Here is a 22,718-nt window from a genome sequence, read left to right on the forward strand (position 1 = left end):
CATGGCGTATTTCACCGGTACTGCGAACAACCCATCCGACCTGCTGGGCAAACTGCGCGTTCACGCCGAATCGCTCGGCTGGGTCACCGACCGCGCCTCGGCATCGGAATGGCTTTGTCACAACGCTGATGGGTACTGGTCATTCAATGCCGGAGCCAATCAGTTCCAGATGGCGGGCAATACGGGGTTCGATAACAGCCTGGCGTGGAACGCGCAGCCCGGTAACTCGGTGCAGAACAACCCTTATTCGTCGAAGGGACCGACCGTCGCACAGCTGAGCGGTGGGCCGTTCACGCGCTACCACCTGTTTGCCACGGCGGCCTATCTGCACCTGCACGTCGAGATTGCGGCCGGTCAGTTCCGGCCGGTGATGATTGGCTCGCTCAACAAGCGCGGAGTCGAATACAGCGGCGGCCAGTACGTATGCGGCTCCGTAATCTATCAGGCGGGCCAGATGCTGACATCGAACTGGTCCTGTCATCCGTTCGACGGCTATCACGTTCGCTATAGCGACGGTGGTTGCGTACTGCGTGTGGATGGCCTGGATGGCGGCCCCTCGCCCGACTGGCTGCCATTCGACTACACGACGAACATCCCCCGGCGGGTCATCGGGCCAGGCCGTGGAAACTACAGAAGTCAGTACCATCCTGACGTCGGACTGATCGACGCCAGCGCAAACGAGCTGAACAGCTCGACCACCACTGTGCCGTGCGCCATCTATGCGTTCGGCGCTCAGCAGCGCTCGCGCTACGTGGGCGAAGTGCCGGACTTTGGCATATGCAACATGGCCTTCCTCGCGCCTGGTGATCCGCTTGTCGTCGGTAGCGACACTTGGCGCGTCTATCCGTTGCTCCAACGCGGAACCGCTACCGACTTCGACAGCACCAGCGCCTGGGTCGGCTATTGCTTCCGGGTGGTCGAGTGATGGCGACGTTTCCGGGGTTCCAGGTGCCGAAGCCTGTGGAGGGGATCGTTGCTGGCATCACGCCGAATATCGACGCCCTGGAGCTGAACCAGGACATCAGCCTTGCAGCGGTCGCGGCCTCGACCTGGGCCGGCGCCTATGGGGCGCATCAGCCGGTAGAGGTGATCCATTCGACCTACCAGGCTGTCCACCAAAGCGCTCTGGAAGAGAACTACTACAACCGCCTCTGGTTGATTCCGACCGCAATGGAACTGGGCAACGTCGTCAGCACCCAGATACGACCGGCATCAGTCTGGAACGCATATTTCAGTCCGCGCACGCTGACCGCAATCGACCGCGAAGCCGCAGACGGCATCACGCTGTCTGGCCAGGCGTCGCCGCCGCTGGGTTTCGCCGCCCTGGAGGAACGCACCTGGACCGTCAGCATTGGCACGGACGGCCCGCCCGTCGTCAATGCGCGGATCGTCTGGAGACTCCAGGGCGAGCCGGACCTGGTCCTGGTCATCACTGGCAATCGCATCATCGCCTGGACGTTCGCACCGGACTGGGGCGACAGCATCGTCGAACGCCTGAGCGCATCGACAAATATCCTGCAAAGCGAATCGGCCGTGACCCAGCGCCGAGCCATGCGCCTGGCGCCGCGCCGAGAGTTCGAAGCGAACATGTACGCGGTGGATCGCGAGCGGCAGCTGCTGGACATGACGCTGTTCGGCTGGGGCGCGCGCATTTGGGCGCTGCCGATCTGGCCTGATATCCAGCTGCTCCACCAGCCGCTGGCGGCCGGGTCGCTGGGCATTCCGTGCGACACGGCCGGCCTCGACTTCCGCGACGGCGGTCTAGCGATGCTGCGCGGTGAGGACGCTTTTACTTATGAGGTCGTCGAGGTCAAGACGGTGACCGCCAGCGGCTTGGACCTGGTCCGCCCCGTCCAGGCCACCTGGGTAACTGGCTCGCGACTGTACCCGGTACGCACCGCGCAGCTGACCGAACAGCCCACGCTGACCCGGCTGACCGATACCGCGCAGTCTGCGCGGGTGTCGTTCCTGATAATGGAGCCCAGCGCCTGGCCCGAGGTAATGCCGGCGACGACCTACAGGGGTCGGCCAGTGCTGGAGCAGCGCCCGGACGAAAGCGAAGACCTCACCTCCAGCTATCAGCGCCTGCTGTCCACCCTCGACAACGGCAGCGCCATTCCCCGCGTCACCGACGTCGCCAGCACGGCGCTGCCCGTCATCGGCCATCGGTGGATCGGCATGGGCCGAGCCGAGCGGTCGGCGTTCCGCAGCCTGGTCTATGCGCTACGCGGCCAGCAGAAGGCGCTTTGGGTGCCGACCCACGCCGACGACCTGACGCTTGTCGGAACCGTGTCCCAGCTGGCCACCGCGCTGGACGTGCGCAATATCGGCTATGCCCGTTTCGCCAACGGCCGGCCGGGCCGTCGCGACATCCGCATCGAGCTGTACGACGGCACGGTCTATCACCGCCGCATCCTCACCAGCACCGAGTTGGACGCCGACACCGAGCGCCTGGCCATCGACGCCGCCCTGGGCCGCCTGGTCGAGCCGACCGATGTAGCGCGCATCTGTTTCATGGCGCTCTGTAGCGCCGCCACCGATGTGGTCGAGATTGAGCACGTCACTGATAGCGAGGGCGTCGCAACTGCCGCCCTGACGTTCAAAGGGGTTCGTGACGATGAGTTTTAACAGCCGCGAAAGCTCGCTCGCGGATGGGCAGCCGGTGCGGCTGTACCAGTTCAGCCGTGGAGCCATCCGCTGGAGCTACAACAGCAGCGACCGGGACATCACTTATCAAAACCAGATTTTCCGCACCGTGCCGGGCGGCATCACTGACAACGGGATCATCTGTTCCGGCGATCCGCAGTCCGACCAGTTCGTCATCACCGCGCCGGCCGACCTCGACGTCGCGCTGCTGTACAAGTCCCGGTCGCCGAGCGGTGCCATCGACCTGGTCGTCTACGACATGCACTACGGCGACACCGAGGCAGCGGTTTCCTGGGTGGGCCAGATTGGTGATGTGGACTGGCCGACCGTGGATAGCTGCCGCATAACGTGCGTGTCAGAAGACGAACTGATGGACCAGCCCGGCTTGATCGACACCTACTGCCGCACCTGCACGGCAGTCGTTGGCGACCATCGCTGCAAGGTCAACCTCGTTCCGTATCGCGTGACGCTGACGCCGCAGAGCATCAGCGGCTGGGTGATCTCCAGCGGCGTGGTCGCCGGCTATGTCGATGGCTGGTTTACCGGGGGCTACGTCGAGTGGCAAGTGGACGGCGACAACTACGATAGCCGCTACATCGAGCGGCACGCCGGACCCGATCTTTACATCCTGGGCGGCACCGAGGGCATTCCGGCAGGTGGCCAACTGCGGGTTTATCCAGGTTGCGACGGGCTCGCGCAGACCTGCGACGACAAATTCAGCAACCTCCCCAACTTCAGGGGGTTTAACGCGATGCAAGGCAAGTCGCCATTCGATGGCGACCAGGTCTGGTGAGGTAGGCCATGGACCCGATCACAATCAATCTCGTCATCCTGGCGGCGTCGTTCATCCTATCCAAGGTCTTGGCGCCGAAGCCGCAGAAGCCCAAGCCGACCGCCTTTGAAGACATCGATTTCCCGCGCTGCGACGAGGGTGACGAACAGGTCGCCGTCTTCGGTCAGTGCTGGTCGAAGAGCTGGATGGTGCTGACCGTGGGCAACTACAGAACGAAGGCGATCAAGACCAAAGGGAGCAAGAAATGATCGTTACGGCTCAGCACCTGCATACCGTGCCGACCTGGACCACTCGGCAGGGCTACTGCCACCGGCAGGCGCGGGACTTCTTCAAGCGCCATGGCCTGGATTGGATGGCGTTCCTACGGGACGGCATCGAGGCCGACGTGCTAGTCGCGACCGGCGACGCGCTCGCGCTCAAGCTGGTTGAGCACGCATGCCAGGAGGTAGCCGATGGGCGCTAAACCGAAGGCACAGACGGTCGGGTTCGAGTACTTTTTTGACATCCATTTCGCCCTGGGTAAGAAGATCGACGAGGTCTGTGCAATCCGGGCGAGCGGCAAGACCGCATGGAAGGGCTCGATCACCAGTAACGGCCAGGTTCGCATCAATGCGCCGGACCTCTTCGGCGGGAAGAAGGGCGAAGGCGGGCTCGACGGAACGCTTGACGTGCTGTTTGGCGAGGAGGACCAGGGCGTCCTGCCGCGCCTGGCGGCGATGCTCGGCGGCCTGGTACCGGCGTTCCGGGGCGTCACCACGTGCTTCTATTCCGGCCTGGTCACCGCCATGAACCCCTACCCGAAGACCTGGGAGATTCTGCGCCGAGGCGGCAACCGCCTGTGGGACGGCAACCCCTGGTATCCCGAAAAGCAATTTATCTGGCTCGCGGACGGTCAGATCAAAGCGATGAACCCGGCGCATATCCTCTATCTCGTCTACACCGGCCGGGACTTCCGGGGGCTGGCCCGCACGCGGATGGACGAGGCGAGCTGGCGGGCCGCTGCCGACAAGCTGTATGCCGAGGGTTTCGGGCTGTGCTTTGAATGGACCAGGTCCGACACGTTCGCCAACTTCTGCGAGACGGTGAAATCGCATATCGGAGCCGAGGTCTACCCGAACCGCCAGACTGGGCAGATCAGCATCCGGCTCCTGCGTGACGACTACAACGTTGCTGACCTGCCGCTGTTCGACGAAGACAGCGGCCTCCTGGAGATCACCCAGGAGAAGACCGGCTCTACGTCGCTCGCGCCGAGCCAGCTTATCGTGAAGTACATCGACCAGACTGACGGTGCGCAGCGCCAAGTCATCGTCAACAACAACGCGGTCGCCGCGTCGCAGGGGCGGCGGTCGTCCGAGGAAGTCGAGTTCCTGGGCGTGCCGACTGGCGAGCTGGCCGGGCGAGTCGGTGAGCGGGAAATGCGTCTGAAGACAACCGGCCTGAAGCGCTATAAAGGCGTATTCGACCGCCGCGCCCGTAGCCTGAACCCAGGCCAGCCGTTTCGCATCCGTTCGACCCGGCGCGGCATCCCCGAAACCGTCGTCAGGGTCGGCCGGATCGAGGACAACTTCCTCGGCGACGGCAAGATCACCCTGACCGTCGTCCAGGACCAGTTTAATCTGCCGGCGACAACCGGCGTGGCGCCACCGCCACCGGGCTGGATTCCGCCCGACCGGACGCCTCGGGCGATCACTGTGCGCCGACTGATCGAGGCGCCATATCGCGAACTGGCCGGCGTGATCGATCCGGCGAATCTCCAGCTCCTGGACGTGTCCGCATCCTACCTCGCTGCGCTGGCCGAGGCGCCGACAAGCTTGTCGCAGAGCTACACCTTGACCGACCGCGTCGGCAGTTCTGGCGCGTTCGTGGATCGCGGAACCGGCGACTGGTGCCCGACCGGGCTACTCGCCGCCGAGCTGCCGCTGGCGGCCGGGCCGAACGTGGTCACGCTGACCAACGCCACCCGGCTGGAGGACGTCACTGTCGGCCAGGCCGCTGTGGTGGACGACGAGATAGTCCGGGTCGATGCGGTCAACTATGCCAGTGGCACCGTCACCCTGGCGCGCGGCTGCGCCGATACCGTGCCGGCCAAGCACTTGGCCGGGGCTCGGGTCTGGTTCTACGACACGTTCGAAGCGGTGGACGAAACGGTATACAGCCAGGGCGTGACGCTCCAGGCCCGGCTGCTGACGAACACCAGCGAGGGCCAACTGGCCCCGGCGCTGGCTGCCACCGACAGCCTCACCCTGACCGGGCGCCAGGGCAAGCCGTATCCGCCAGGCCAGTTCCGCATCAACGGCAGCGCGTACCCAACGAAAGTCTACGGGGCGCTGTCGGTGAGCTGGGCGAAGCGCGACCGGATCGGCCAGGCCGACCAGTTGATCGATACCACGGTCGGCAACATCGGGCCCGAAGATGGGGCGACGGTGACGCTCCAGGTCTACAGCGGCACGACGCTAAAGCGCACCTATGCCGGCCTCACATCCAGTAACTGGTCCTATCCGCTGGCCGAAGACGTCGCTGACGGCCCGCTCCAGGACGTGCGCCTGGTCCTGCGCAGCGTCCGCGACGGCATCCAATCCTGGCAGCAACACGACATCACCATCGAACGACACGGCCTGGGCTTCCGCCTCGGCGAGGAACTAGGAGGCGTTTCCGCATGAGCCTGACGATGGGGCCGAACACTGGCCTACTGATCAACGGCGCACCCGGTGAGGGGCATTACAGCGAACTGATCCGCATGTTGCGCTGGGATGACTTCCTGCGCCAACCGGTCGTCAAGGGGCGCGTCGCCGCGCTCCCGACCAGCGGCCAGGTCGAGGGCGACACTTACATCTTCACCGGGGCCGGGGCGAACCAGAACCGCCTGGCCCGCTGGTGGGCAACGGGCGCCACCACGGCAATTTGGGAGTACATGCCGCCACGGCTGGGCTGGCGGGTGCAGGTCGCAAACGAGACGACGCCGAGCGGCCAGGTCAAGACGTATGAGTTCGGGGCCGATGGCTGGACGGAACTGGTGGGCGGTATGTCGGACGCGCCGAGCGACGGCAGCAACTACGCACGCAACAACGGGTCATGGGGCAAGCTTGGGACCGCTGCCGTGGCAGACCTGAACGGCATGCCGTTTCTCAATCTGATGCCCGACAGCGGACGATTCGCCGGCATCATCAATCCGCTGATTCTGCGCTTCACCGGGTCGTTTTCCAGCACGTTCCTCTCGCCGTGGAACGGGGCGACGATTACGGACGGCGGGAAGTATATTTACGACAACACCACAAACGGAGGGACGGCGGGCAACATCAACCAGCGCGTCCAAGATTTGCTAGTGGCGATGGGACGGCCGAGCGGTAGCCTTGCCCGCTACGGGGTGGAGTTCTATACCGCCCTGGTGACAGCAGGGCCGAACGCGACAACGGGTTCCTCTGGGCTCGACGGGACTACCCGCTATCTTCAAATGACCAACGTATCGCGAGCGCTGTTCATCGCCGATGGATGGAGTACGGCGGTGATGTGGGTGCGCGCTGAAACCGGATCGCTCCATTTCATGCCGGCGGGGGTTCCGACGACAGATTACCGGATATGGCTAAACGGCGAACCCGTACTACCAGGGCAGGTACTAACCCCCGCTGATGGGTGGAAGCATGTCCGTCTTTCGAAGCGATCCGCGCAAGGGTACGACAACGGTTTTCCGTACTTCTACATGACTCTAGGCGGGGTTGCGGCTATGGCGTGTCCCGCTTTCTTCGGGGGGCTAGTTGACCCCGGAATCCACTTCGCGCCCATTGCAACCGTCAACTCACAGAGTGCATGACCATGAAACGAGTTCTACTGAAAGGCGAGTTCTTCGCGGAATGGGATGGCACGCTGGACGAGGCCGCCGCACTCGCTGGCGTCCCGGTCGGCGACCTGGCGTTCCATCCCGACGACCTCCTCGCAGAGGTCCAGGAGCTTCGCCGCCAGGCCTATCGCGCGGAGTCCGACCCGCTGCGCCTGGAGGCCGAGTTTGACGCCATCGCCGCTGGCACCGAGCCGGACCTGGCGGCATGGGTCGCAGCCGTCCAGGCGATCAAAGAGCGCTATCCACTACCTGAATAGGTAGTTGTGATGGCGTTCTCGTTTTTGCCACGTTCCGACGGTCTGATGTCGCGTAGTAGATGGGAATGGTGGGATGGACGAGGTATTGAGGCAAAGGTTGCGGGCTGAACTACTGGAAGTGGGTTTTCTCAACCAGTGCTGCCTTGATCTCATGGAAAGCATGGAGGCTGAGTTCAGCCTTACTAAGGACCAGCGCGAGTGCATCGAGCAGCTCAGCCGATTCCTGCGGGAGGGCATCGGCAAGCTGACAGCTCTGTCTGAGCGGGTGGCCGATGGCGACATAGTCGTCCTGTGCTGATCTTTTGAAATTCTTTTGCCACACACGAAACGGCTAAGGCGCGTCATTTATTGCGCAAATTCGCGCCAAATTTCGCGCCGCGCTACAGAGACGGCGAGCCGTTACGCAAGGCGTGCGCCTGCGGCGCTGCCCAACCCTCGACACGCCCCCGTAGGGCGAATAACCGCTCGCGGTTATCCGCCGTGAAATCCGGCGTAACGGCGGATAGCGCCTGCGGCGCTATTCGCCCTACCGGCAAGCCGTTACGCCCGGCGACGCTGCCCAACCCTCGACATGTCCCCGTAGGGCGAATAACCGCTCGCGGTTATCCGCCGTGAAACCCGGCGTAACGGCGCATAGCGCCTACGGCGCTATTCGCCCTACCCGGCGAGCCGTTCCGCCCGGCGGCGCTACCCAGCCCTCGACATGTCCCGTAGGGCGAATAACCGCTCGCGGTTATCCGCCGTGGAACCCGGCGTAACGGCGGATAGCGCCTGCGGCGCTATTCGCCCTACCGGCAAGCCGTTCCGCCCGGAGGCGCTACCCAGCCCTCGACACGCCCCCGTAGGGCGAATAACCGCTCGCGGTTATCCGCCGTGAAACCCGGCGTAACGGCGGATAGCGCCTGCGGCGCTATTCGCCCTACCCGACAAGCCGTTACGCCCGGCGGCGCTGCCCAGCCCTCGACACGCCCCCGTAGGGCGAATAACCGCTCGCGGTTATCCGCCGTGAAACCCGGCGTAACGGCGGATAGCGCCTGCGGCGCTATCCGCCCTACCCGGCAAGCCGTTACGCCCGGCGGCGCTGCCCAGCCCTCGACATGTCCCTGAACGGCCGCACCGTCGGGCCGCGGGTTCAGGTGCTCTCCCGCGCCATCAGCTCGAACCCCATGTCCAGCGCGCTATCGCGCACCTCCTTGCCGGCGATCAGCGCCAGCAACTGCTCCGCCGCGCGCCGGCCGATGGCTTCGCGCGGGGTGCGGATGCTGCTCAGGCGCGGGACCGTGCAGTCCGAACCCGGCAGGTCGTTGAAACCGAGCACGGCGATCTGTTCCGGCACCTTGACCCCACGGCGCAGGGCCTCCAGCAGCGCGCCCTGGGCCAGGTCGTCGTTGCAGAAGAACACCCCGTCGACCTGCGGCTGGCTGGCCAGCAACTGCACGAAGAGTTCGCCGCCGAGGGCCACCGAGGACGGCCGCGGCGTAAGGATTTCCAGCCCCGGGTCGTAGCAGCCGGCCTTTTGCAAGGCGCGGCGGAACCCCTCGCCGCGCAGCAGGGTGCGCTGGTCGAGCTGGGCGCCGATGTAGGCCAGGCGCCTGCGGCCGCGTGCCAGCAGGTGCTCGGCGGCGGCCTCGCCGGCGCGCAACTGGGAGAAGCCGACGCAATTGAGCCCGGAGCCGGAGTCCAGGTCCATCATGTACACGCAGGGAATGCCGCTGGCCTCGATCATCCGCCGGGCGCTCTCGGTGCGCTCGAAGCCGGTCAGCAGCAGGCCGCGTGGCTGGTAGGCCAGGTAGTTGCGGATCAGGTCCTCTTCCTCGTTGCGCGAGTAGTGGAAGTTGCCGATCAGCACTTCCAGGCCCTGCGGCCGCAGTACCGCGTGGATCGCCTCGAGGGTCTCGATGAACAGCAGGTTGGCCAGCGACGGCACCAGCACCGCCACGCTGTGGCTTTGCGCCGAGGCCAGCGCGCGCGCCGCGGGGTTGGCCACGTAGCCGAGTTCGCGGGCGGCGTCGCGGACCTTCTGCGCCAGTTCTTCGGCGACGCTGGCGACGCCGCGCAACGCGCGCGACGCGGTGATCGGGCTGACCCCGGCGCGGCGCGCGACTTCGTTGAGGGTGGGACGTCCGGTGGTTCGCGTGTTCTTGTCGTTCTTGGTGATGCTCATCGTGGCCTGCTTGCCAAACAAAATTCCAGGCACTAAGGTAGCGCTGTCTCGCGACCTGGGCAATCGCCTGAGGCGGCCTGTCCGCCACTGCCCGCGCGGGATTCGACAGACCACAACGACAAGAAGGCGGAGCCAGGCTCGCGCGATTTTTTCCAGGTCGCAAAGACAGCGCTGTCTCACGCTTGAGGTGTTCCATGCATCCACCCCTCCAAGCCCTGGTCATCATGGGTGTCGCCGGTTGCGGCAAGTCCAGCGTCAGCCAGGCCCTCTGCCAGCGCAGCGGCGCCCACGGCATCGAAGGCGACAGCTTCCATCCCGCCGCCAACATCCGCAAGATGAGCGCCGGCATCCCCCTCACCGACGACGACCGCGCCGGCTGGCTGGACACCCTCGCCGAGCAGCTGCGCCAGGCGGTGGCCGCCGGCAAGCTGCCGGTACTGACCTGTTCCGCCCTCAAGCGCGCCTACCGCGACCGATTGCGCCGCGCGGTGCCCGGCCTCGGCATCGTCTACCTGGAACTGACCCCGGCGGTCGCCGCCGAGCGCGTCGCCCAGCGCCCCGGCCACTTCATGCCGGCGACCCTGATCGACAGCCAGTTCGCCGCCCTCGAGCCGCCGCTCGACGAACCCCTGACCCTGCGCCTGGACGCCACCCTGCCGGTGGAATGCCTGGCGCAGGCCGCCCACGCCTGGTGGCTGGAGCACGCCGCCGCCTGAAGTCTTTCGCTTGTCCGACAAAGATAGCGCTACCCCGAAAAAGCGCTTCAATGAAACAGCAACTCCGGTAGAACAACGACAAAAGGAGAGCCCTCCATGTTCGGCATGTCACACGATGCCTACCTGCTCCTCGACGCCCTGGTGACCATCATCGGCCTGATCGTGCTGATCACCCGCTTCAAGGTGCATCCCTTCATCGCCCTGATCATCGCCGCCGGCTTCCTCGGCCTGACCTCGGGGATGCCGGTGGAGAAGATCGTCAAATCCTTCCAGGACGGCTTCGGCGGCGTGCTCGGCTTCGTCGGCGTGATCCTCGCCCTGGGCACCATGCTCGGCAAGCTGATGGCCGATTCCGGCGGCGCCGACCAGATCGCCCGCACCCTGATCCGCGCCTTCGGCAAGGAGCGGGTGCACTGGTCGATGATGCTCGCCGCGTTCCTGGTGGGCATCCCGCTGTTCTTCGAGATCGGCTTCATCCTGCTGATCCCGCTGGTGTTCATCGTCGCCCGGCGCAGCGGCGTGTCCCTGATCAAGATCGGCATCCCGTTGCTCGCCGGCCTTTCCGCGGTGCACGGTCTGGTGCCGCCGCATCCCGGCCCGCTGCTGGCGATCGGCGTGTTCGGCGCCGACATCGGCAAGACCATCCTCTACGGCCTGATCGTCGCCCTGCCCACCGCCGCCATCGCCGGCCCGCTGTTCGGCGCGCTGGTCTCGCGCTACATACCCGGCACGCCATCGGCGGAACTGGTCGAGCAGATCGCCCACGAGCCCGAGACCCAGGACCTGCCCAGCTTCGGCGTGACCCTGGCGACCGTGCTGCTGCCGGTGTTCCTGATGCTGCTGAAGACCTTCGCCGACGTCGCCTTCCCCGATGGCCACGCGTTCCGCGCCTGGATGGACATGATCGGCCATCCGATCAGCGCCCTGCTCCTGGCCCTGCTGGTGGCGCTCTATACCTTCGGCTACGCCCGTGGCTTCGACTCGAAGAAGATCCTCAGGCTGCTCGACCAGAGCCTGGCACCGACCGCCGCCATCGTGATGATCATCGGCGCCGGCGGCGGCTTCAAGCAGATGCTGGTGGCCAGCGGGGTCGGCGACGTCATCGGCCATCTCGCGGTGAACGCGCAGATCTCGCCGATCCTGCTGGCCTGGCTGGTGGCCGCGGTGATCCGCATCGCCACCGGCTCGGCCACCGTCGCCACCATCACCGGGGCCGGCATCGTGGTGCCGGTGATCGACCTGATTCCCGGCGTCAACCGCGAGTTGCTGGTGCTCGCCACCGGCGCCGGCTCGCTGATCCTCTCCCATGTCAACGACGCCGGGTTCTGGCTGGTCAAGCAGTACTTCAACATGAGCGTCAGCGAGACCTTCAAGACCTGGACCGCGATGGAGACCATCCTCTCCGTGGTCGGCCTGGTCTTCATCCTGTTGCTGTCGCTGGTGCTCTGAGCACCAGCCCGACCGGAGCTCAGCCATGACCGAACCAATGCAACGCCCCGACCACGAAGCCTCGCGCTGGCCGCGCGACTTCGATATCCGCCAGCGCTATGCCGAGCAGCAGGAACTGCTTGAGCCACCGCCGGCGCGGCCCCGCGAAGAGCCTACCGCCGACGCCTGAAGCCAGCCGGCGCCATGCCTTTGCTCCCGCCCCCCACGAAGCGGGAGCAAAGGCTGATTTCCGGCAAGGGCGCGACGGTTTTCCTGCTGAAACGATTTACCTTCGATCCAGACCGCGCTACAACAGTCCCACGCCTTTCATCCACGTCATTCGAGGACCCGCCATGACCGCCCCGCTCCACCTCGATTCGCTGTTTCCCAGCCTCGACGCCATTCCCGAGCAGTACCGCCCCGACGCCCCCATCGAGCAGCGCGACTACCTGGTCGACGGCCAACTGCGACATTGGGACGGCCCGCTGGCGCCGGTACGCAGCCCGGTATTCCTCGCCGAGGCCGACGGCGAGCGCCAGGTGATCCTCGGCAGCACCCCGCTGCTCGACGCCGACGCGGCGCTCGCCGCGCTCGACGCCGCGGTGCGGGCCTACGACCACGGCCAGGGCCTGTGGCCGAACCTGCGGGTGGCCGAGCGCATCCAGCACGTCGAACGCTTCCTGGCGCGGATGCGCGAGCAACGCGAGGCGGTGGTCAAGCTGCTGATGTGGGAAATCGGCAAGAACCTCAAGGACTCCGAGAAAGAGTTCGACCGCACCTGCGACTACATCGTCGATACCATCGAAGCGCTGAAGGAACTCGACCGCCGCTCCAGCCGTTTCGAACTGGAACAGGGCACCCTCGGCCAGATCCGCCGGGTTCCGCTGGGCGTGGCGCTGTGCATGGGGCCGTACAACTACCCGCTGAACGAAACCTTCACCACCCTGATCCCGGCGCTGATCATGGGCAATACGGTGGTGTTCAAGCCGGCCAAGTTCGGCGTGCTGCTGATCCGCCCGTTGCTGGAAGCCTTCCGCGACAGCTTCCCGCCAGGAGTGATCAACGTCATCTACGGGCGCGGCCGGGAAACCGTGTCGGCGCTGATGGCCAGCGGCAAGGTCGACGTGTTCGCCTTCATCGGCACCCATTCCGGCGCCAGCGACCTGAAGAAGCTGCACCCCCGCCCGCACCGCCTGCGCGCCGCCCTCGGCCTGGACGCGAAGAACCCGGGTATCGTCCTGCCGCAGGTCGACCTGGACAACGCGGTGAACGAGGCGGTCACCGGCGCGCTGTCCTTCAACGGCCAGCGCTGCACCGCGCTGAAGATCCTGTTCGTCCACGAAAGCGTGCTGCGACCGTTCCTCGACAAGTTCAGCGCGCGCCTGGCCAGCCTCAAGCCGGGCATGCCGTGGGAACCGGGAGTGGCGCTGACGCCGCTGCCGGAGCCGGGCAAGGTCGACTACCTCGAAGGCCTGCTGAACGACGCCCTGGCCAAGGGCGCACGAGTGGTCAATGCGGGCGGCGGCGAGCATCGGCAAAGTTTCTTCTACCCCGCTCTGCTGAGTCCGGTGAGCCCGGACATGCGCCTCTACCACGAGGAGCAGTTCGGTCCGCTGGTGCCGGTGGTGCCCTATCGCGAGCTGGACGAGGTGATCGACTACGTCCTGCGCTCCGACTACGGCCAGCAGTTGAGCCTGTTCGGCAACGACCCGGCGCAGATCGGCCGGCTGGTCGACGCCTTCGCCAACCAGGTCGGCCGGATCAACGTCAACGCCCAGTGCCAGCGCGGCCCGGACAGCTACCCGTTCAACGGCCGGAAGAATTCGGCGGAAGGCACCCTGTCGGTCCATGACGCGCTGCGGGTGTTCTCCATCCGCACCCTGGTGGCGACCCGCGACACCGAGGCGAACAAGACCCTGGTCAGCGAGATCATCCGCAACCGCGCGTCGAACTTCCTCACCACCGACTACATCTTCTGAAGCGCCTGTCCCTCTCCCGCCGGGAGAGGGACCTGCCGCCACCTCACCCACTGTCCGCCAGGCAGCAGCCGCGCAACAGGCTGCCGCCCCGGCAACACCTCCTGCTCGCGCGAACCCGCGCAACCAGTGGCCTGCGCGGGTCGGCACAGGCTGTGCAACGGCCCGGACTCCAGGGTAGCCGTCGACCGGACGGCCCCGCTGCCTACCAGGAGTCCGCATGAACGCCCGCGTCCATCCCGAAGCCACCGCCGCCAGTCTCTCCGAAGGCGCCGACTACGAACTGCTCGCCCAGCGTTTCCGACCGATCTTCGCGCGCATCGCCGAAGGCGCCGTCGAGCGCGAACGGCAACGCGAACTGCCCCACGAGGCGATCGCCTGGCTCAAGCAGGCCGGCTTCGGCGCCGTGCGCGTGCCGCGCGAGCACGGCGGCGCCGGCGCCTCGCTGCCGCAGTTGGTTCAGTTGCTGATCGAACTGGCCGAGGCCGACTCCAACATCACCCAGGCCCTGCGCGGCCACTTCGCCTTCGTCGAGGACCGTCTCAATGCCGAGCCCGGCCCTGGCCGCGACCGTTGGCTGCGGCGCTTCGTCGAGGGCGACCTGGTCGGCTGCGCCTGGACCGAGGTCGGTTCGGTACGGCTGGGCGAAGTGCTCACCCGCGTCTCGCGCAAGGACGACGGTCGCTGGGTGGTGAACGGCAGCAAGTACTACAGCACCGGCAGCCTCTTCTCCGACTGGATCGATCTGTATGCCCAGCGCGACGACACCGGCGCCGACGTGATCGCGGCGATCCGCACCGACCAGCCCGGCGTGCGCCAGAGCGACGACTGGGACGGCTTCGGCCAGCGCACCACCGGCAGCGGCACGTCGCTGTTCGAGGACGCCGAGGTGGAGGAAGAGAACCTCATCGACTTCGCCAGCCGCTTCAAGTACCAGACCGCGTTCTACCAGTTGGTCCTGCTCGCGGTGCTGGCCGGCACCGGCCGCGCCGCCTTGCGCGACGTCGCCGCCGAGGTGCGCGGGCGGACCCGTATCTACAGCCACGGCAATGCCCCGCGAGTCAGCCAGGATCCCCAGGTGCAGCAGGTGGTCGGGCGCATCGCCGCGCGCGTCTACGCCGCCGAGGCGGCCACCCTGCGCGCCGCCGAAGCGGCCCAGCGCGCCTACCTGGCGCGCTTCGTAGGCGACCCGCAGGCGGAGAAGGAGGCCAATATCGCCGCCGAGATCGAATCGGCCAAGGCCCAGGCGATCGTCGCCGAACTGGTGTTGCAGGCCACCAGCGAGCTGTTCGACGCCAGCGGCGCTTCCGCCGTCGGCCGCGGCAAGCAGCTCGACCGCCACTGGCGCAATGCGCGCACCGCCGCCTCGCACAATCCCCTGATCTACAAGCAACGGATCGTCGGCGACTGGGAGATCAACGGCAGCGAGCCGCCCTACGTCTGGCAGATCGGCAGCGGTCCGGCCACGGCGTCCCGCTGAACCTCGCCCATCCCATCGCAAGGAGTTGCCATGAGCGCACTGGAAAAGAACGCCGCCGATCCCTATCGGCAACCGCTGCCACGGACCCCGGCCCGGCGCATCGCCGACGACGCCGAGGCGATCCGCGTCGCCCGCGAACTGGCCGGGCTGTTCGCCGAGGAAGCCTCGCTGCGCGACCGCCAGCGCCGGCTGCCGGTGGCCGAACTGGAAGCCTTCTCGCAGAGCGGCCTATGGGGCATCAGCGTACCGCGCGCCTACGGCGGCGCCGAGGTCGGCTACCGGACCCTGGCCGAAGTACTGAAGACCATCGCCGCGGTAGACCCGTCCCTGGCGCAGTTACCGCAGAACCACCTGGCGGTGCTCGACCATTTGCGCCTGGACGGCAGCGAAGAGCAGAAACGCTTCTTCTACGGCCTGGTGCTAGACGGCGTGCGCTTCGGCAACGCCTTCTCCGAACGCCACAGCCGTACCGTCGCCGAATTCCAGACACGAGTGCTGGCGGATGGCGACGGGTTCCGCATCGACGGCCGCAAGTTCTATTCGAGCGGCGCCCTGCTCGCCCACTGGGTACCGGCCGTCGGCCTCGACGCCGAGCAGCGCGCGCACCTGGCGTTCATCCCGCGCGACGCGCCGGGGCTGACGGTGATCGACGACTGGTCCGGCTTCGGCCAGCGCACCACCGCCAGCGGCACCGTCATCCTGGACAACGTGCGGGTGCCGGCCGAGCACGTCATCCCGGTGCACCGCGCCTTCGACCGCCCCACCGCCGCCGGCGCCGTATCGCAGTTCATCCAGGCCGCCATCGACGCCGGCATCGCCCGTGGCATCCTCGCCGAGACCGTGCAGCAGGTGCGCCGCCACGCGCGGCCATGGATAGACGCCAACCAGCAGCATGCCTGGGAAGACCCCTACACCATCCAGCAGGTCGGCGACCTGCGCATCCGCGTGCGTGCCGCGGAAGCCGTGCTCGACCTGGCGGCCGACGCCATCGAAGCGGCGCTCGCCGCCCCCGACGAGGAGAGCGTGGCCGCCGCCTCGATCGCGGTGGCCGAGGCCAAGGTGCTCACCACCGAAGCCGCCCTGCTCGCCGCCAACCGGCTGTTCGAACTGGCCGGCACGCGCTCGACCCTGGAGGAACTCAATCTCGACCGTCACTGGCGCAACGCCCGCACCCACACCCTGCATGACCCGGTGCGCTGGAAATACCATGCCATCGGCAACTACCAGTTGAATGGGGTGAAGCCACCGCGGCACGCCTGGCTCTAGGAGCCGTCCCGGGCCCTGGGGCGGATATCGCCACCGGCGTCATCCGCCGTCCGCCCAGGTCAGGCCGGCAGCGCGTTGCGCCCGGCCTCCTTCTCCCAGAGCGCCCGCAGGTCGCGATAGCCGGCCGCCGGATGGGAATCCGGCAGACGCGGGCCGTCGCCGAACAACTTCTCGCGCAGAGTCCCCGGCGCATATTCGGTCTTGTACACCCCGCGCTTCTGCAACTCCGGCACCAGCAATTCGACCACGTCGCTGAAGGTTTCGTGGGCCAGCGCATAGGCCAGGTTGAAGCCATCCACGTCGGTGTCCTCCACCCACTCCTGCAACAGGTCGGCGACGGTCGCCGGGCTGCCGACGAACAGCGGGCCGAAGCCGCCGATACCGACCCAGTCGGCCAGCTCGCGGACCGTCCAGGTGCGCGTCGGATCGGCGCTGGAAAACGCTTCCACCGCCGATTGGATCGCGTTGGTGTGGATGTGCCGCAGCACCTGATCCGGCCGATACTGGCCGAAGTCGATCCCGGTCCAGCCGGAGATCAGCGCCAGGGCCCCTTCGTAGCTGACGAAGGCGCGGTATTCGTCGAACTTGGCCCTGGCCTTGGCGTCGGTTTCGCCCAGCACCACCGTCTGCAGGTTGAACACCAGTACCTTGCGCGGATCGCGGCCGGCCTCGGCGACGCGCTGGCGGATGTCGGCGACCGCCTGCTTGAGCACGGTCTTCGATGGCGCGGCGACGAACACGCACTCGGCGTGCTCGGCGGCGAAGCGCTTGCCACGACTCGACGCGCCGGCCTGGTAGAGCACCGGCGTGCGCTGCGGCGACGGTTCGCAGAGATGGATGCCGGGTACCTGGAAGTGCTCGCCGACATGGCGGATCTCGTGAATCTTGCCCGGGTCGCTGAAGATCCTTCGGCGACGGTCGCGGAGCACCGCGCCGTCCTCCCAACTGCCTTCGAAGAGCTTGTAGAGCACCTGTAGGTATTCGTCGGCATAGTCGTAGCGGCGGTCGTGGTCGAGCTGGGCCTGCTGACCGAGGTTGCGCGCGCCGCTTTCCAGGTAGGAGGTCACTACGTTCCAGCCGATCCGGCCCTTGGTCAGGTGGTCCAGGGTCGAGAGTCGGCGGGCGAAGGGATAGGGATGCTCGAAGGACAGCGAGGCGGTCAGGCCGAAGCCCAGGTGGCGAGTCACCGCGGCCATCGGCGTGATCAGCGCCAGCGGGTCGTTCACCGGTACCTGGGCGGCCTGGCGGATCGCCGCGTCGCCATTGCCGTCGAGCACATCGTAGATGCCCAGCACGTCGGCGATGAACAGTCCGTCGAAACGGCCGCGTTCGAGCAACCGCGCCAGGTCGGTCCAGTACTCCAGGTCCTTGTACTGCGAGGAGCGGTCGCGCGGATGCGCCCAGAGGCCGGGCGACTGGTGGCCGACACAGTTCATTTCGAAGGCGTTGAGACGGATTTCGCGCGGCATGGGGACTCCTTGGCTTGCCTGTGCATCCGGCACCCCGTGCACAGCCCGTGCCGGGCCGCGGGGCCGCGCCGGACAAGGCCTAGGTGGCAAGCCCCTGTCGCTGTGCGGGCGCAACTGCTGGGCAAGTGTTGGTGGATCAACACATTCGCCCGCCCCACCCGAGCCCCGAGCCCCGAACCCCGTAGGGCGAATAGCGCCCCGGCGCTATCCGCCAGCGCACCGGTACCTCGTCCTACCCGAGCGCCCCGTGCGCCCAGCGCCGGTAGAGTCCGCGCGCCGCCGCGTCGAGCAGGTAGCCGAGCAGGCCGATCAGCAGCACCATCGCCATCAGCTCGGAGTACGCCAGGCGGTCGCGGGTGTCGAGGATGTAGTAGCCGAGCCCGGCGCTGACGCCAAGCATCTCGCAGGGCACCAGGACGATCCAGAGGATGCCGATGGCCAGGCGCACGCCGGTCAGCACATGGCCGAGGATGCCCGGCAGGATCACCCGGCGCAGGGTTTCCCAGGGCGTGGCGGCGAGGCTGCGGCTCAGTTGCAGCCAGCGCGGGTCGAGCTGGCGCACGCCGGCGGCGGTATTCAGCAGGATCGGCCAGAGCGCGGCGAAGGCCAGCAGGAAATAGATCGGCTGGTCGCCCACGCCCATCAGCATCACCGCGATGGGCATCCACGACAGCGGCGAGATCATCCGCAGGAACTGGAACGCCGGAGTGGTCGCCGCTTCCAGGTTGCGCGAGGCGCCCACCAGCAGCCCCAGCGGCACTCCCACCAGCAGCGCCAGGAACAAGCCCAGCAGGACCCGTTTCAGGCTCACCAGCACGTGCTCGTAGAGTTCGCGGCGTTCCAGCAGTTCACCCAGGCTGAGCAACGTCGCCTGCGGCGAGAAGCGTGCCGAAAGGCCGTCGGCGGCGCCGAACAGGGCCACGCCGAGCCACCACAGGGCGAACAGCGTCAACAGCCCGGCGACGCCTAGCGCGCCCTGGCGCAGCGTCTGCCTCACGGGCTGATCTCCTCGCTGCGCTGGAAGCCCTCGGCGAGGCCGAACGCCTGCAACCCGCCGACCTCTGCCAGGGCCTGGCGGACGAAGCGGTCGTCCACCAGGTCACTGGCCACCTGGCGCGGATCGAGGCTGGCGAGGAAGGCATTATTGCCTTCGATCAGGGTGTCCTTCAGCCGCCGCACCAGTTCCTCGGTATAGCTCGGATAGGGATAGGGCTGGAAGTCGATGCGCCGCTCCTGCCAGTCGGCGTGGCGGATCGCGCCGCTGGCGAGATAGGCCTGCTGCTCCTCGGCGCCCGGCGCCAGCACCCGGCCGAGGACCTCCGGTGCGTGCGGCGTATAGCGGTTGGCTCCGGCCTTGGACAGCAACTGTGCGGCCTCGGCGCGGTGCTCGCGAGTCCATAGCTGGGCCTTGACGATGGCGTTGACCACCTTTTGCGACCACTGCGGCCGCCGCTCCAGGTCGTGTTCGTGCATGAACACCACGCAGCAGGCGTGGTTGCGCCAGACATCGCCGGTGAAGCGCTGTACCCGGCCGACCTTGAGGTTCTCCGCCAGGGCGTTGAACGGCTCGGCGACGATGTAGCCGTGGATGCGCTTGCTGGCCAGCGCCGGTGGCATGTCCGAAGGCGGCAGCACCACCAGGTTGACCTCGTCGGCGGCCAGCGCCGCGCCCACCGCACGGCTCACCGCGCGCAGGCCGTTGTCGCGCAGCAGTTGCTGCAACACCACGTTGTGGATCGAGTACCAGAACGGGATCGCCACGCTCTTGCCGCCGAGCTGGCGCACGTCGGCGATCTCCGGAGCCACCGTGAGCCCCGAGCCGCCGACGTGGTTCCAGGCCACCACCTTGGCCGGCACCTTGCTGCCGTAGCGGGCCCAGACGGTCATCGGCGACAGCAGGTGGATGACGTTGACCTGGCCGGAGATGAACGCCTCGATCACCTGCGCCCAGCTACGCAACAGCACCGGCCGTTCGGCCTGGATGCCCTCGGCCTCGAACAGGCCGTTGGCATGGGCCACCAGCAAGGGCGTGGCGTCGGTGATCGGCAGGTAGCCGATGCGCACCGGCGCGTCGGGTTCGGCGGCGGCACGCGCCTGCAGGCTGCTCAGCAGCGGCAACGCGCCGGCAGCGCTGAGCAGCGCGGCGAGCTTGAGGATGTCACGTCGGGAATGGGTCGGGTCGTCCAGGCACATGGGAGGCCTCCGGCTGAGCGATGGGATGGGCATGGGTGCGGCTCGCCCGCCGTAGGGTTTTCAGGATCTCGATGCGCAACGCGCCCAGTTCCTCGACCAGCTCCGCGCGTGGCTGCGGCAGGTCGATGCGCCACTCGCCGAGGGTCCGCGCCGGGCTGTCACCCAGTAGCAGGATGCGTTCGGAGAGCAGCAGGGCCTCGTCGATATCGTGGGTGATCAGGACCACGGCGGTGCCGCGCTCGTGGATCGCCCGCAGCAGCAGCTGCTGCATGTCGGCGCGGGTCACTTCGTCCAGCGCGCCGAAAGGTTCGTCGAGCAGCAGCACCTTCGGCTGCCGCGCCAGGCAGCGGGCCAGCGCGGTGCGCTGGGCCATGCCGCCGGAGAGTTGCGCCGGGTAGCGGGCACGGGCGTGCTCCAGGCCGACCGCGGCGATCGCCTGGTCGACGCGGGCCTGGCGGGTGGCCGCGTCGAGGTGCGGCTGGCGGGCGAAATCGAGGCCGAAGGCGACGTTCTTCTCCAGGTTCAGCCAGGGCAGCAGGCTGGGGTCCTGGAACGCCACCGCGACGCCCGGATGCGGTCCGCGCAGGGGCTCGCCGAGTACCCGCACGCTGCCGGCGGCCGGCTCCTGCAGGCCGGCCAGCACGCGCAGCAGGCTGGACTTGCCGACGCCGCTGGGACCGAGGATCGAGACCACCTCGCCGGCGCCCAGGCGCAATTCGAAATCGCCGAGCACCGCCTGCCAGCCGGCACCGCGCGGATAGCCGAGGGCGATCCCGCGAGCGTCGAGGAGCGCCTCGCTCATGCCTTGGCCTCGGCCTGGCGTTGCAGTTCGGCGCGCAGTTGCACCAGGCTCGGCGTAACGATCGGGACGAACGCCGACTCGCGCCAGCGGCGGGCGAAACCGGCGCCGTGCTCGCTCAGGTAGGCCTTGCCGCCGCTGGCCTGCAACTCCAGTTGCACGGCATTGGCGGCGGCTTCGGCGAGCCCGATGCGGATGCGGAACAGGCGTGCCGGCTGGCTGGCGAACTCGCCGCTGGCCAGTCCGGCGTGCAGCGCCGCCACGTGTCCGTCGAGGGTTTCGCGCTGTGCCGCCAGCTCGCCATCCAGCAGCGAACGACTGCCGCCCAGGTGCCGCTGCACTTCGTCCAGTGCGCGGCGCGCCAGGCCGATGGCCATGCCGCATTGCAGGCCGAGGAAGGCCGGGCGCACCCGTGGCAGGAACTGCCGGGCGTCGTCGTGCAACAGCCAGTCGCGCCCGACCGCCACCGCGCGCAGATCGAGGGCGGCGGTGTTGCTGCATTGCAGGCCGAGCAGGCGCAGGTCCGCCGAGCGCTGCAAGCCGGCGAGTCCTTCGGGAATCGCCAGGACGAAGGGCTTGCCGCCCTCCCCGTGTTCGATCGCCGCCGCCACCACGAAATCGCCGCTGCGCAGGTTGGTCACCCACGGCAGGCGACCGTCCAGGCGCCAGCCGGCCTCCTCCGCGTGCGCCACCACCTGCAGCGCCTCGATCCCGGAGAGGAACTTCATCGCGTTGGACAGCCCGGTGGCGCCGGCCAGGCGGCCGGCCAGCAGGTCGCCGAGCAGGCGTTGGCGCAGTTCCTGGTTGGGACTCTGCAACAGGTACTCGATGAAGGCGCGCTGGCCCCAGAAGACGAACGCCGCGGTCAGCGAGCGCGCCGCCACTGCGGCCACCCGCTCCACCGCGTCGGCGAGCGTGCCGCCGGCGCCGCCGAGGCGTTCCTCCACCGCCACGCCGAGCACGCCGGCGGCGGCCAGGCGCGGCAGCAGCGCGGCGGGATCGGCGTCGCCGCGGTCGAGGGCGTCGGCCTGGCGGTCGAGCCAGTCGCTCAGGGTCGGGTCAAGCATGGTCGTCACTCCTTGCGCCGGCGCGGCATGCCGCCCGGCAAGCGCAGGCTCAGGCCTGCGGGTTGGTCCAGCGATATTGCTCCAGCTCGGCATTGAGCGGCGTGCGGGCGAACACGTTGGCGAAGTTGCAGAGCGTCGCCAGGCTCACCCCGAGGATCACTTCCAGGGCCTGGGCCTGGTCGAAACCGGCGGCGCGGAAGGCTTCGAACTGCTCGTCGGTGACCGCACCGCGGCTGGCGATCACCGCGCGGGTGAAGTCGGCCAGGGCTTCGTAGCGGGCATCGGGCAGTTCGCCGCGGGCGCGCAGGGCCTCGATCACCGGCTCCGGCAGGCGCGCCTTGTTGCGCGCCACCGCGGTGTGCCCGGCAACGCAGAAGTCGCAGCCATGGGTGGTGGCCGCCACCAGTTGCACCACTTCCCGCTCGGGCAGGCCGAGGCTGGCCTTGGCGTTCAGCCCGGACACGGTGAGGTAGGTTTCCAGGGCGGCCGGCGCATTGGCCAGCACGCCGAGCAGATTCGGGATATAACCCGAGTTGTTCAGCGCGGTCTGGAGGAACGGACGCGCCGCCTCGGGGGCGTTTTCCAGGGTGAGCACGGGAACGCGTGACATGCTTTCGACTCCGGTGGTT

Annotated in this window: 22 protein-coding genes; 15 read left to right on the plus strand and 7 right to left on the minus strand. The window is 67.5% G+C overall.

Annotation, left to right across the window (positions count from 1 at the left end; genetic code table 11):
* The first annotated feature begins 1 nt into the window (after window position 1).
* The 9 genes from LJF27_RS24905 to LJF27_RS24945 all read left to right on the plus strand — a co-directional run bounded on the left by LJF27_RS24905 (window position 2) and on the right by LJF27_RS24945 (window position 7,829).
* The gene (locus LJF27_RS24905; protein ID WP_229601891.1) at window positions 2–925 is read left to right on the plus strand and encodes a hypothetical protein; all 924 of its coding nucleotides are present in this window, start codon (window positions 2–4) and stop codon (window positions 923–925) included.
* The gene (locus tag LJF27_RS24910) at window positions 925–2,628 is read left to right on the plus strand and encodes a hypothetical protein (protein WP_229601892.1); all 1,704 of its coding nucleotides are present in this window, start codon (window positions 925–927) and stop codon (window positions 2,626–2,628) included. The genes LJF27_RS24905 and LJF27_RS24910 overlap by 1 nt, the downstream gene beginning before the upstream one ends.
* A complete protein-coding gene (locus LJF27_RS24915) occupies window positions 2,618–3,439 on the plus strand; it encodes a phage BR0599 family protein (protein ID WP_023126635.1) in 822 nt (273 codons plus the stop codon). Before LJF27_RS24910 ends, LJF27_RS24915 begins: the two co-directional genes overlap by 11 nt.
* Window positions 3,440–3,447: 8 nt before the next feature.
* Entirely contained in the window at window positions 3,448–3,687 is a 240-nt protein-coding gene (locus tag LJF27_RS24920) for a hypothetical protein (protein WP_003094581.1), read from the plus strand.
* Window positions 3,684–3,902 carry a hypothetical protein gene (locus LJF27_RS24925; RefSeq protein WP_003117240.1) on the plus strand — a complete coding sequence of 73 codons (219 nt, stop codon included), beginning with the start codon at window positions 3,684–3,686 and terminating at the stop codon, window positions 3,900–3,902. The genes LJF27_RS24920 and LJF27_RS24925 overlap by 4 nt, the downstream gene beginning before the upstream one ends.
* Window positions 3,892–6,099, plus strand: coding sequence for a phage tail protein (locus tag LJF27_RS24930; protein ID WP_147719729.1), 2,208 nt, complete (start codon window positions 3,892–3,894; stop codon window positions 6,097–6,099). Before LJF27_RS24925 ends, LJF27_RS24930 begins: the two co-directional genes overlap by 11 nt.
* On the plus strand, window positions 6,096–7,247 hold the full coding sequence (locus tag LJF27_RS24935; RefSeq protein ID WP_147719730.1) for a hypothetical protein: 1,152 nt from the start codon (window positions 6,096–6,098) through the stop codon (window positions 7,245–7,247). The genes LJF27_RS24930 and LJF27_RS24935 overlap by 4 nt, the downstream gene beginning before the upstream one ends.
* Entirely contained in the window at window positions 7,244–7,531 is a 288-nt protein-coding gene (locus tag LJF27_RS24940; RefSeq protein ID WP_016068576.1) for a hypothetical protein, read from the plus strand. The genes LJF27_RS24935 and LJF27_RS24940 overlap by 4 nt, the downstream gene beginning before the upstream one ends.
* Window positions 7,532–7,604: 73 nt before the next feature.
* Window positions 7,605–7,829 (plus strand): DUF7364 domain-containing protein, encoded by a 225-nt coding sequence (locus LJF27_RS24945; RefSeq protein ID WP_003121473.1) that lies wholly within the window; start codon window positions 7,605–7,607, stop codon window positions 7,827–7,829.
* Window positions 7,830–8,663: 834 nt separating this feature from the next.
* On the opposite strand, the gene gntR is transcribed toward LJF27_RS24945, so the two are convergent.
* Entirely contained in the window at window positions 8,664–9,695 is a 1,032-nt protein-coding gene (gene gntR / locus LJF27_RS24950) for a LacI family DNA-binding transcriptional regulator GntR (RefSeq protein ID WP_003107131.1), read from the minus strand.
* Window positions 9,696–9,889: 194 nt separating this feature from the next.
* Here gntR and LJF27_RS24955 point away from each other — a divergent pair, with 194 nt between their 5' ends.
* From LJF27_RS24955 to LJF27_RS24980, 6 genes are all read left to right on the plus strand, one after another.
* Window positions 9,890–10,411, plus strand: a complete 522-nt coding sequence (locus tag LJF27_RS24955) for a gluconokinase, GntK/IdnK-type (RefSeq protein WP_003107130.1) — start codon at window positions 9,890–9,892, stop codon at window positions 10,409–10,411.
* Window positions 10,412–10,507: 96 nt separating this feature from the next.
* On the plus strand, window positions 10,508–11,860 hold the full coding sequence (locus LJF27_RS24960; RefSeq protein WP_003107128.1) for a GntP family permease: 1,353 nt from the start codon (window positions 10,508–10,510) through the stop codon (window positions 11,858–11,860).
* A 25-nt stretch (window positions 11,861–11,885) separates the two neighbouring features.
* A complete protein-coding gene (locus LJF27_RS24965; protein ID WP_003089416.1) occupies window positions 11,886–12,029 on the plus strand; it encodes a hypothetical protein in 144 nt (47 codons plus the stop codon).
* Window positions 12,030–12,192: 163 nt separating this feature from the next.
* Window positions 12,193–13,818 (plus strand): NADP-dependent glyceraldehyde-3-phosphate dehydrogenase, encoded by a 1,626-nt coding sequence (locus tag LJF27_RS24970; protein ID WP_003117844.1) that lies wholly within the window; start codon window positions 12,193–12,195, stop codon window positions 13,816–13,818.
* A 217-nt stretch (window positions 13,819–14,035) separates the two neighbouring features.
* Entirely contained in the window at window positions 14,036–15,295 is a 1,260-nt protein-coding gene (locus LJF27_RS24975; RefSeq protein WP_003117845.1) for an acyl-CoA dehydrogenase family protein, read from the plus strand.
* 30 nt (window positions 15,296–15,325) lie between these two features.
* Entirely contained in the window at window positions 15,326–16,561 is a 1,236-nt protein-coding gene (locus LJF27_RS24980; RefSeq protein WP_003107493.1) for an SfnB family sulfur acquisition oxidoreductase, read from the plus strand.
* Between the two features lie 59 nt (window positions 16,562–16,620).
* On the opposite strand, the gene LJF27_RS24985 is transcribed toward LJF27_RS24980, so the two are convergent.
* The 6 genes from LJF27_RS24985 to LJF27_RS25010 all read right to left on the minus strand — a co-directional run bounded on the left by LJF27_RS24985 (window position 16,621) and on the right by LJF27_RS25010 (window position 22,699).
* Window positions 16,621–18,030, minus strand: a complete 1,410-nt coding sequence (locus LJF27_RS24985) for an LLM class flavin-dependent oxidoreductase (RefSeq protein WP_003107490.1) — start codon at window positions 18,028–18,030, stop codon at window positions 16,621–16,623.
* A gap of 232 nt (window positions 18,031–18,262) precedes the next feature.
* Window positions 18,263–19,027 (minus strand): ABC transporter permease, encoded by a 765-nt coding sequence (locus LJF27_RS24990; RefSeq protein ID WP_003107734.1) that lies wholly within the window; start codon window positions 19,025–19,027, stop codon window positions 18,263–18,265.
* A complete protein-coding gene (locus LJF27_RS24995; protein ID WP_003107732.1) occupies window positions 19,024–20,223 on the minus strand; it encodes an ABC transporter substrate-binding protein in 1,200 nt (399 codons plus the stop codon). The genes LJF27_RS24990 and LJF27_RS24995 overlap by 4 nt, the downstream gene beginning before the upstream one ends.
* The gene (locus LJF27_RS25000; RefSeq protein ID WP_003115101.1) at window positions 20,189–21,025 is read right to left on the minus strand and encodes an ABC transporter ATP-binding protein; all 837 of its coding nucleotides are present in this window, start codon (window positions 21,023–21,025) and stop codon (window positions 20,189–20,191) included. The genes LJF27_RS24995 and LJF27_RS25000 overlap by 35 nt, the downstream gene beginning before the upstream one ends.
* Window positions 21,022–22,089: an acyl-CoA dehydrogenase family protein gene (locus LJF27_RS25005; RefSeq protein ID WP_003117847.1), complete on the minus strand. Its 1,068-nt coding sequence runs from the start codon at window positions 22,087–22,089 to the stop codon at window positions 21,022–21,024. Before LJF27_RS25005 ends, LJF27_RS25000 begins: the two co-directional genes overlap by 4 nt.
* A 49-nt stretch (window positions 22,090–22,138) precedes the next feature.
* Window positions 22,139–22,699 carry a carboxymuconolactone decarboxylase family protein gene (locus tag LJF27_RS25010; protein WP_003089433.1) on the minus strand — a complete coding sequence of 187 codons (561 nt, stop codon included), beginning with the start codon at window positions 22,697–22,699 and terminating at the stop codon, window positions 22,139–22,141.
* Window positions 22,700–22,718: the final 19 nt, after the last annotated feature.

The organism is Pseudomonas sp. 203-8, assembly GCF_020708595.1.
GTDB lineage: Bacteria > Pseudomonadota > Gammaproteobacteria > Pseudomonadales > Pseudomonadaceae > Pseudomonas > Pseudomonas aeruginosa.

What these genes read in the sequence shown, in the direction of transcription:
- LJF27_RS24905 (WP_229601891.1), top strand. Translation starts at nt 2, where the DNA reads ATGGCGTATTTCACCGGTACTGCGAACAACCCATCCGACCTGCTGGGC.
- LJF27_RS24910 (WP_229601892.1), top strand. Translation starts at nt 925, where the DNA reads ATGGCGACGTTTCCGGGGTTCCAGGTGCCGAAGCCTGTGGAGGGGATC.
- LJF27_RS24915 (WP_023126635.1), top strand. Translation starts at nt 2,618, where the DNA reads ATGAGTTTTAACAGCCGCGAAAGCTCGCTCGCGGATGGGCAGCCGGTG.
- LJF27_RS24920 (WP_003094581.1), top strand. Translation starts at nt 3,448, where the DNA reads ATGGACCCGATCACAATCAATCTCGTCATCCTGGCGGCGTCGTTCATC.
- LJF27_RS24925 (WP_003117240.1), top strand. Translation starts at nt 3,684, where the DNA reads ATGATCGTTACGGCTCAGCACCTGCATACCGTGCCGACCTGGACCACT.
- LJF27_RS24930 (WP_147719729.1), top strand. Translation starts at nt 3,892, where the DNA reads ATGGGCGCTAAACCGAAGGCACAGACGGTCGGGTTCGAGTACTTTTTT.
- LJF27_RS24935 (WP_147719730.1), top strand. Translation starts at nt 6,096, where the DNA reads ATGAGCCTGACGATGGGGCCGAACACTGGCCTACTGATCAACGGCGCA.
- LJF27_RS24940 (WP_016068576.1), top strand. Translation starts at nt 7,244, where the DNA reads ATGACCATGAAACGAGTTCTACTGAAAGGCGAGTTCTTCGCGGAATGG.
- LJF27_RS24945 (WP_003121473.1), top strand. Translation starts at nt 7,605, where the DNA reads ATGGACGAGGTATTGAGGCAAAGGTTGCGGGCTGAACTACTGGAAGTG.
- gntR (WP_003107131.1), bottom strand. Translation starts at nt 9,695, where the DNA reads ATGAGCATCACCAAGAACGACAAGAACACGCGAACCACCGGACGTCCC.
- LJF27_RS24955 (WP_003107130.1), top strand. Translation starts at nt 9,890, where the DNA reads ATGCATCCACCCCTCCAAGCCCTGGTCATCATGGGTGTCGCCGGTTGC.
- LJF27_RS24960 (WP_003107128.1), top strand. Translation starts at nt 10,508, where the DNA reads ATGTTCGGCATGTCACACGATGCCTACCTGCTCCTCGACGCCCTGGTG.
- LJF27_RS24965 (WP_003089416.1), top strand. Translation starts at nt 11,886, where the DNA reads ATGACCGAACCAATGCAACGCCCCGACCACGAAGCCTCGCGCTGGCCG.
- LJF27_RS24970 (WP_003117844.1), top strand. Translation starts at nt 12,193, where the DNA reads ATGACCGCCCCGCTCCACCTCGATTCGCTGTTTCCCAGCCTCGACGCC.
- LJF27_RS24975 (WP_003117845.1), top strand. Translation starts at nt 14,036, where the DNA reads ATGAACGCCCGCGTCCATCCCGAAGCCACCGCCGCCAGTCTCTCCGAA.
- LJF27_RS24980 (WP_003107493.1), top strand. Translation starts at nt 15,326, where the DNA reads ATGAGCGCACTGGAAAAGAACGCCGCCGATCCCTATCGGCAACCGCTG.
- LJF27_RS24985 (WP_003107490.1), bottom strand. Translation starts at nt 18,030, where the DNA reads ATGCCGCGCGAAATCCGTCTCAACGCCTTCGAAATGAACTGTGTCGGC.
- LJF27_RS24995 (WP_003107732.1), bottom strand. Translation starts at nt 20,223, where the DNA reads ATGTGCCTGGACGACCCGACCCATTCCCGACGTGACATCCTCAAGCTC.
- LJF27_RS25000 (WP_003115101.1), bottom strand. Translation starts at nt 21,025, where the DNA reads ATGAGCGAGGCGCTCCTCGACGCTCGCGGGATCGCCCTCGGCTATCCG.
- LJF27_RS25005 (WP_003117847.1), bottom strand. Translation starts at nt 22,089, where the DNA reads ATGCTTGACCCGACCCTGAGCGACTGGCTCGACCGCCAGGCCGACGCC.
- LJF27_RS25010 (WP_003089433.1), bottom strand. Translation starts at nt 22,699, where the DNA reads ATGTCACGCGTTCCCGTGCTCACCCTGGAAAACGCCCCCGAGGCGGCG.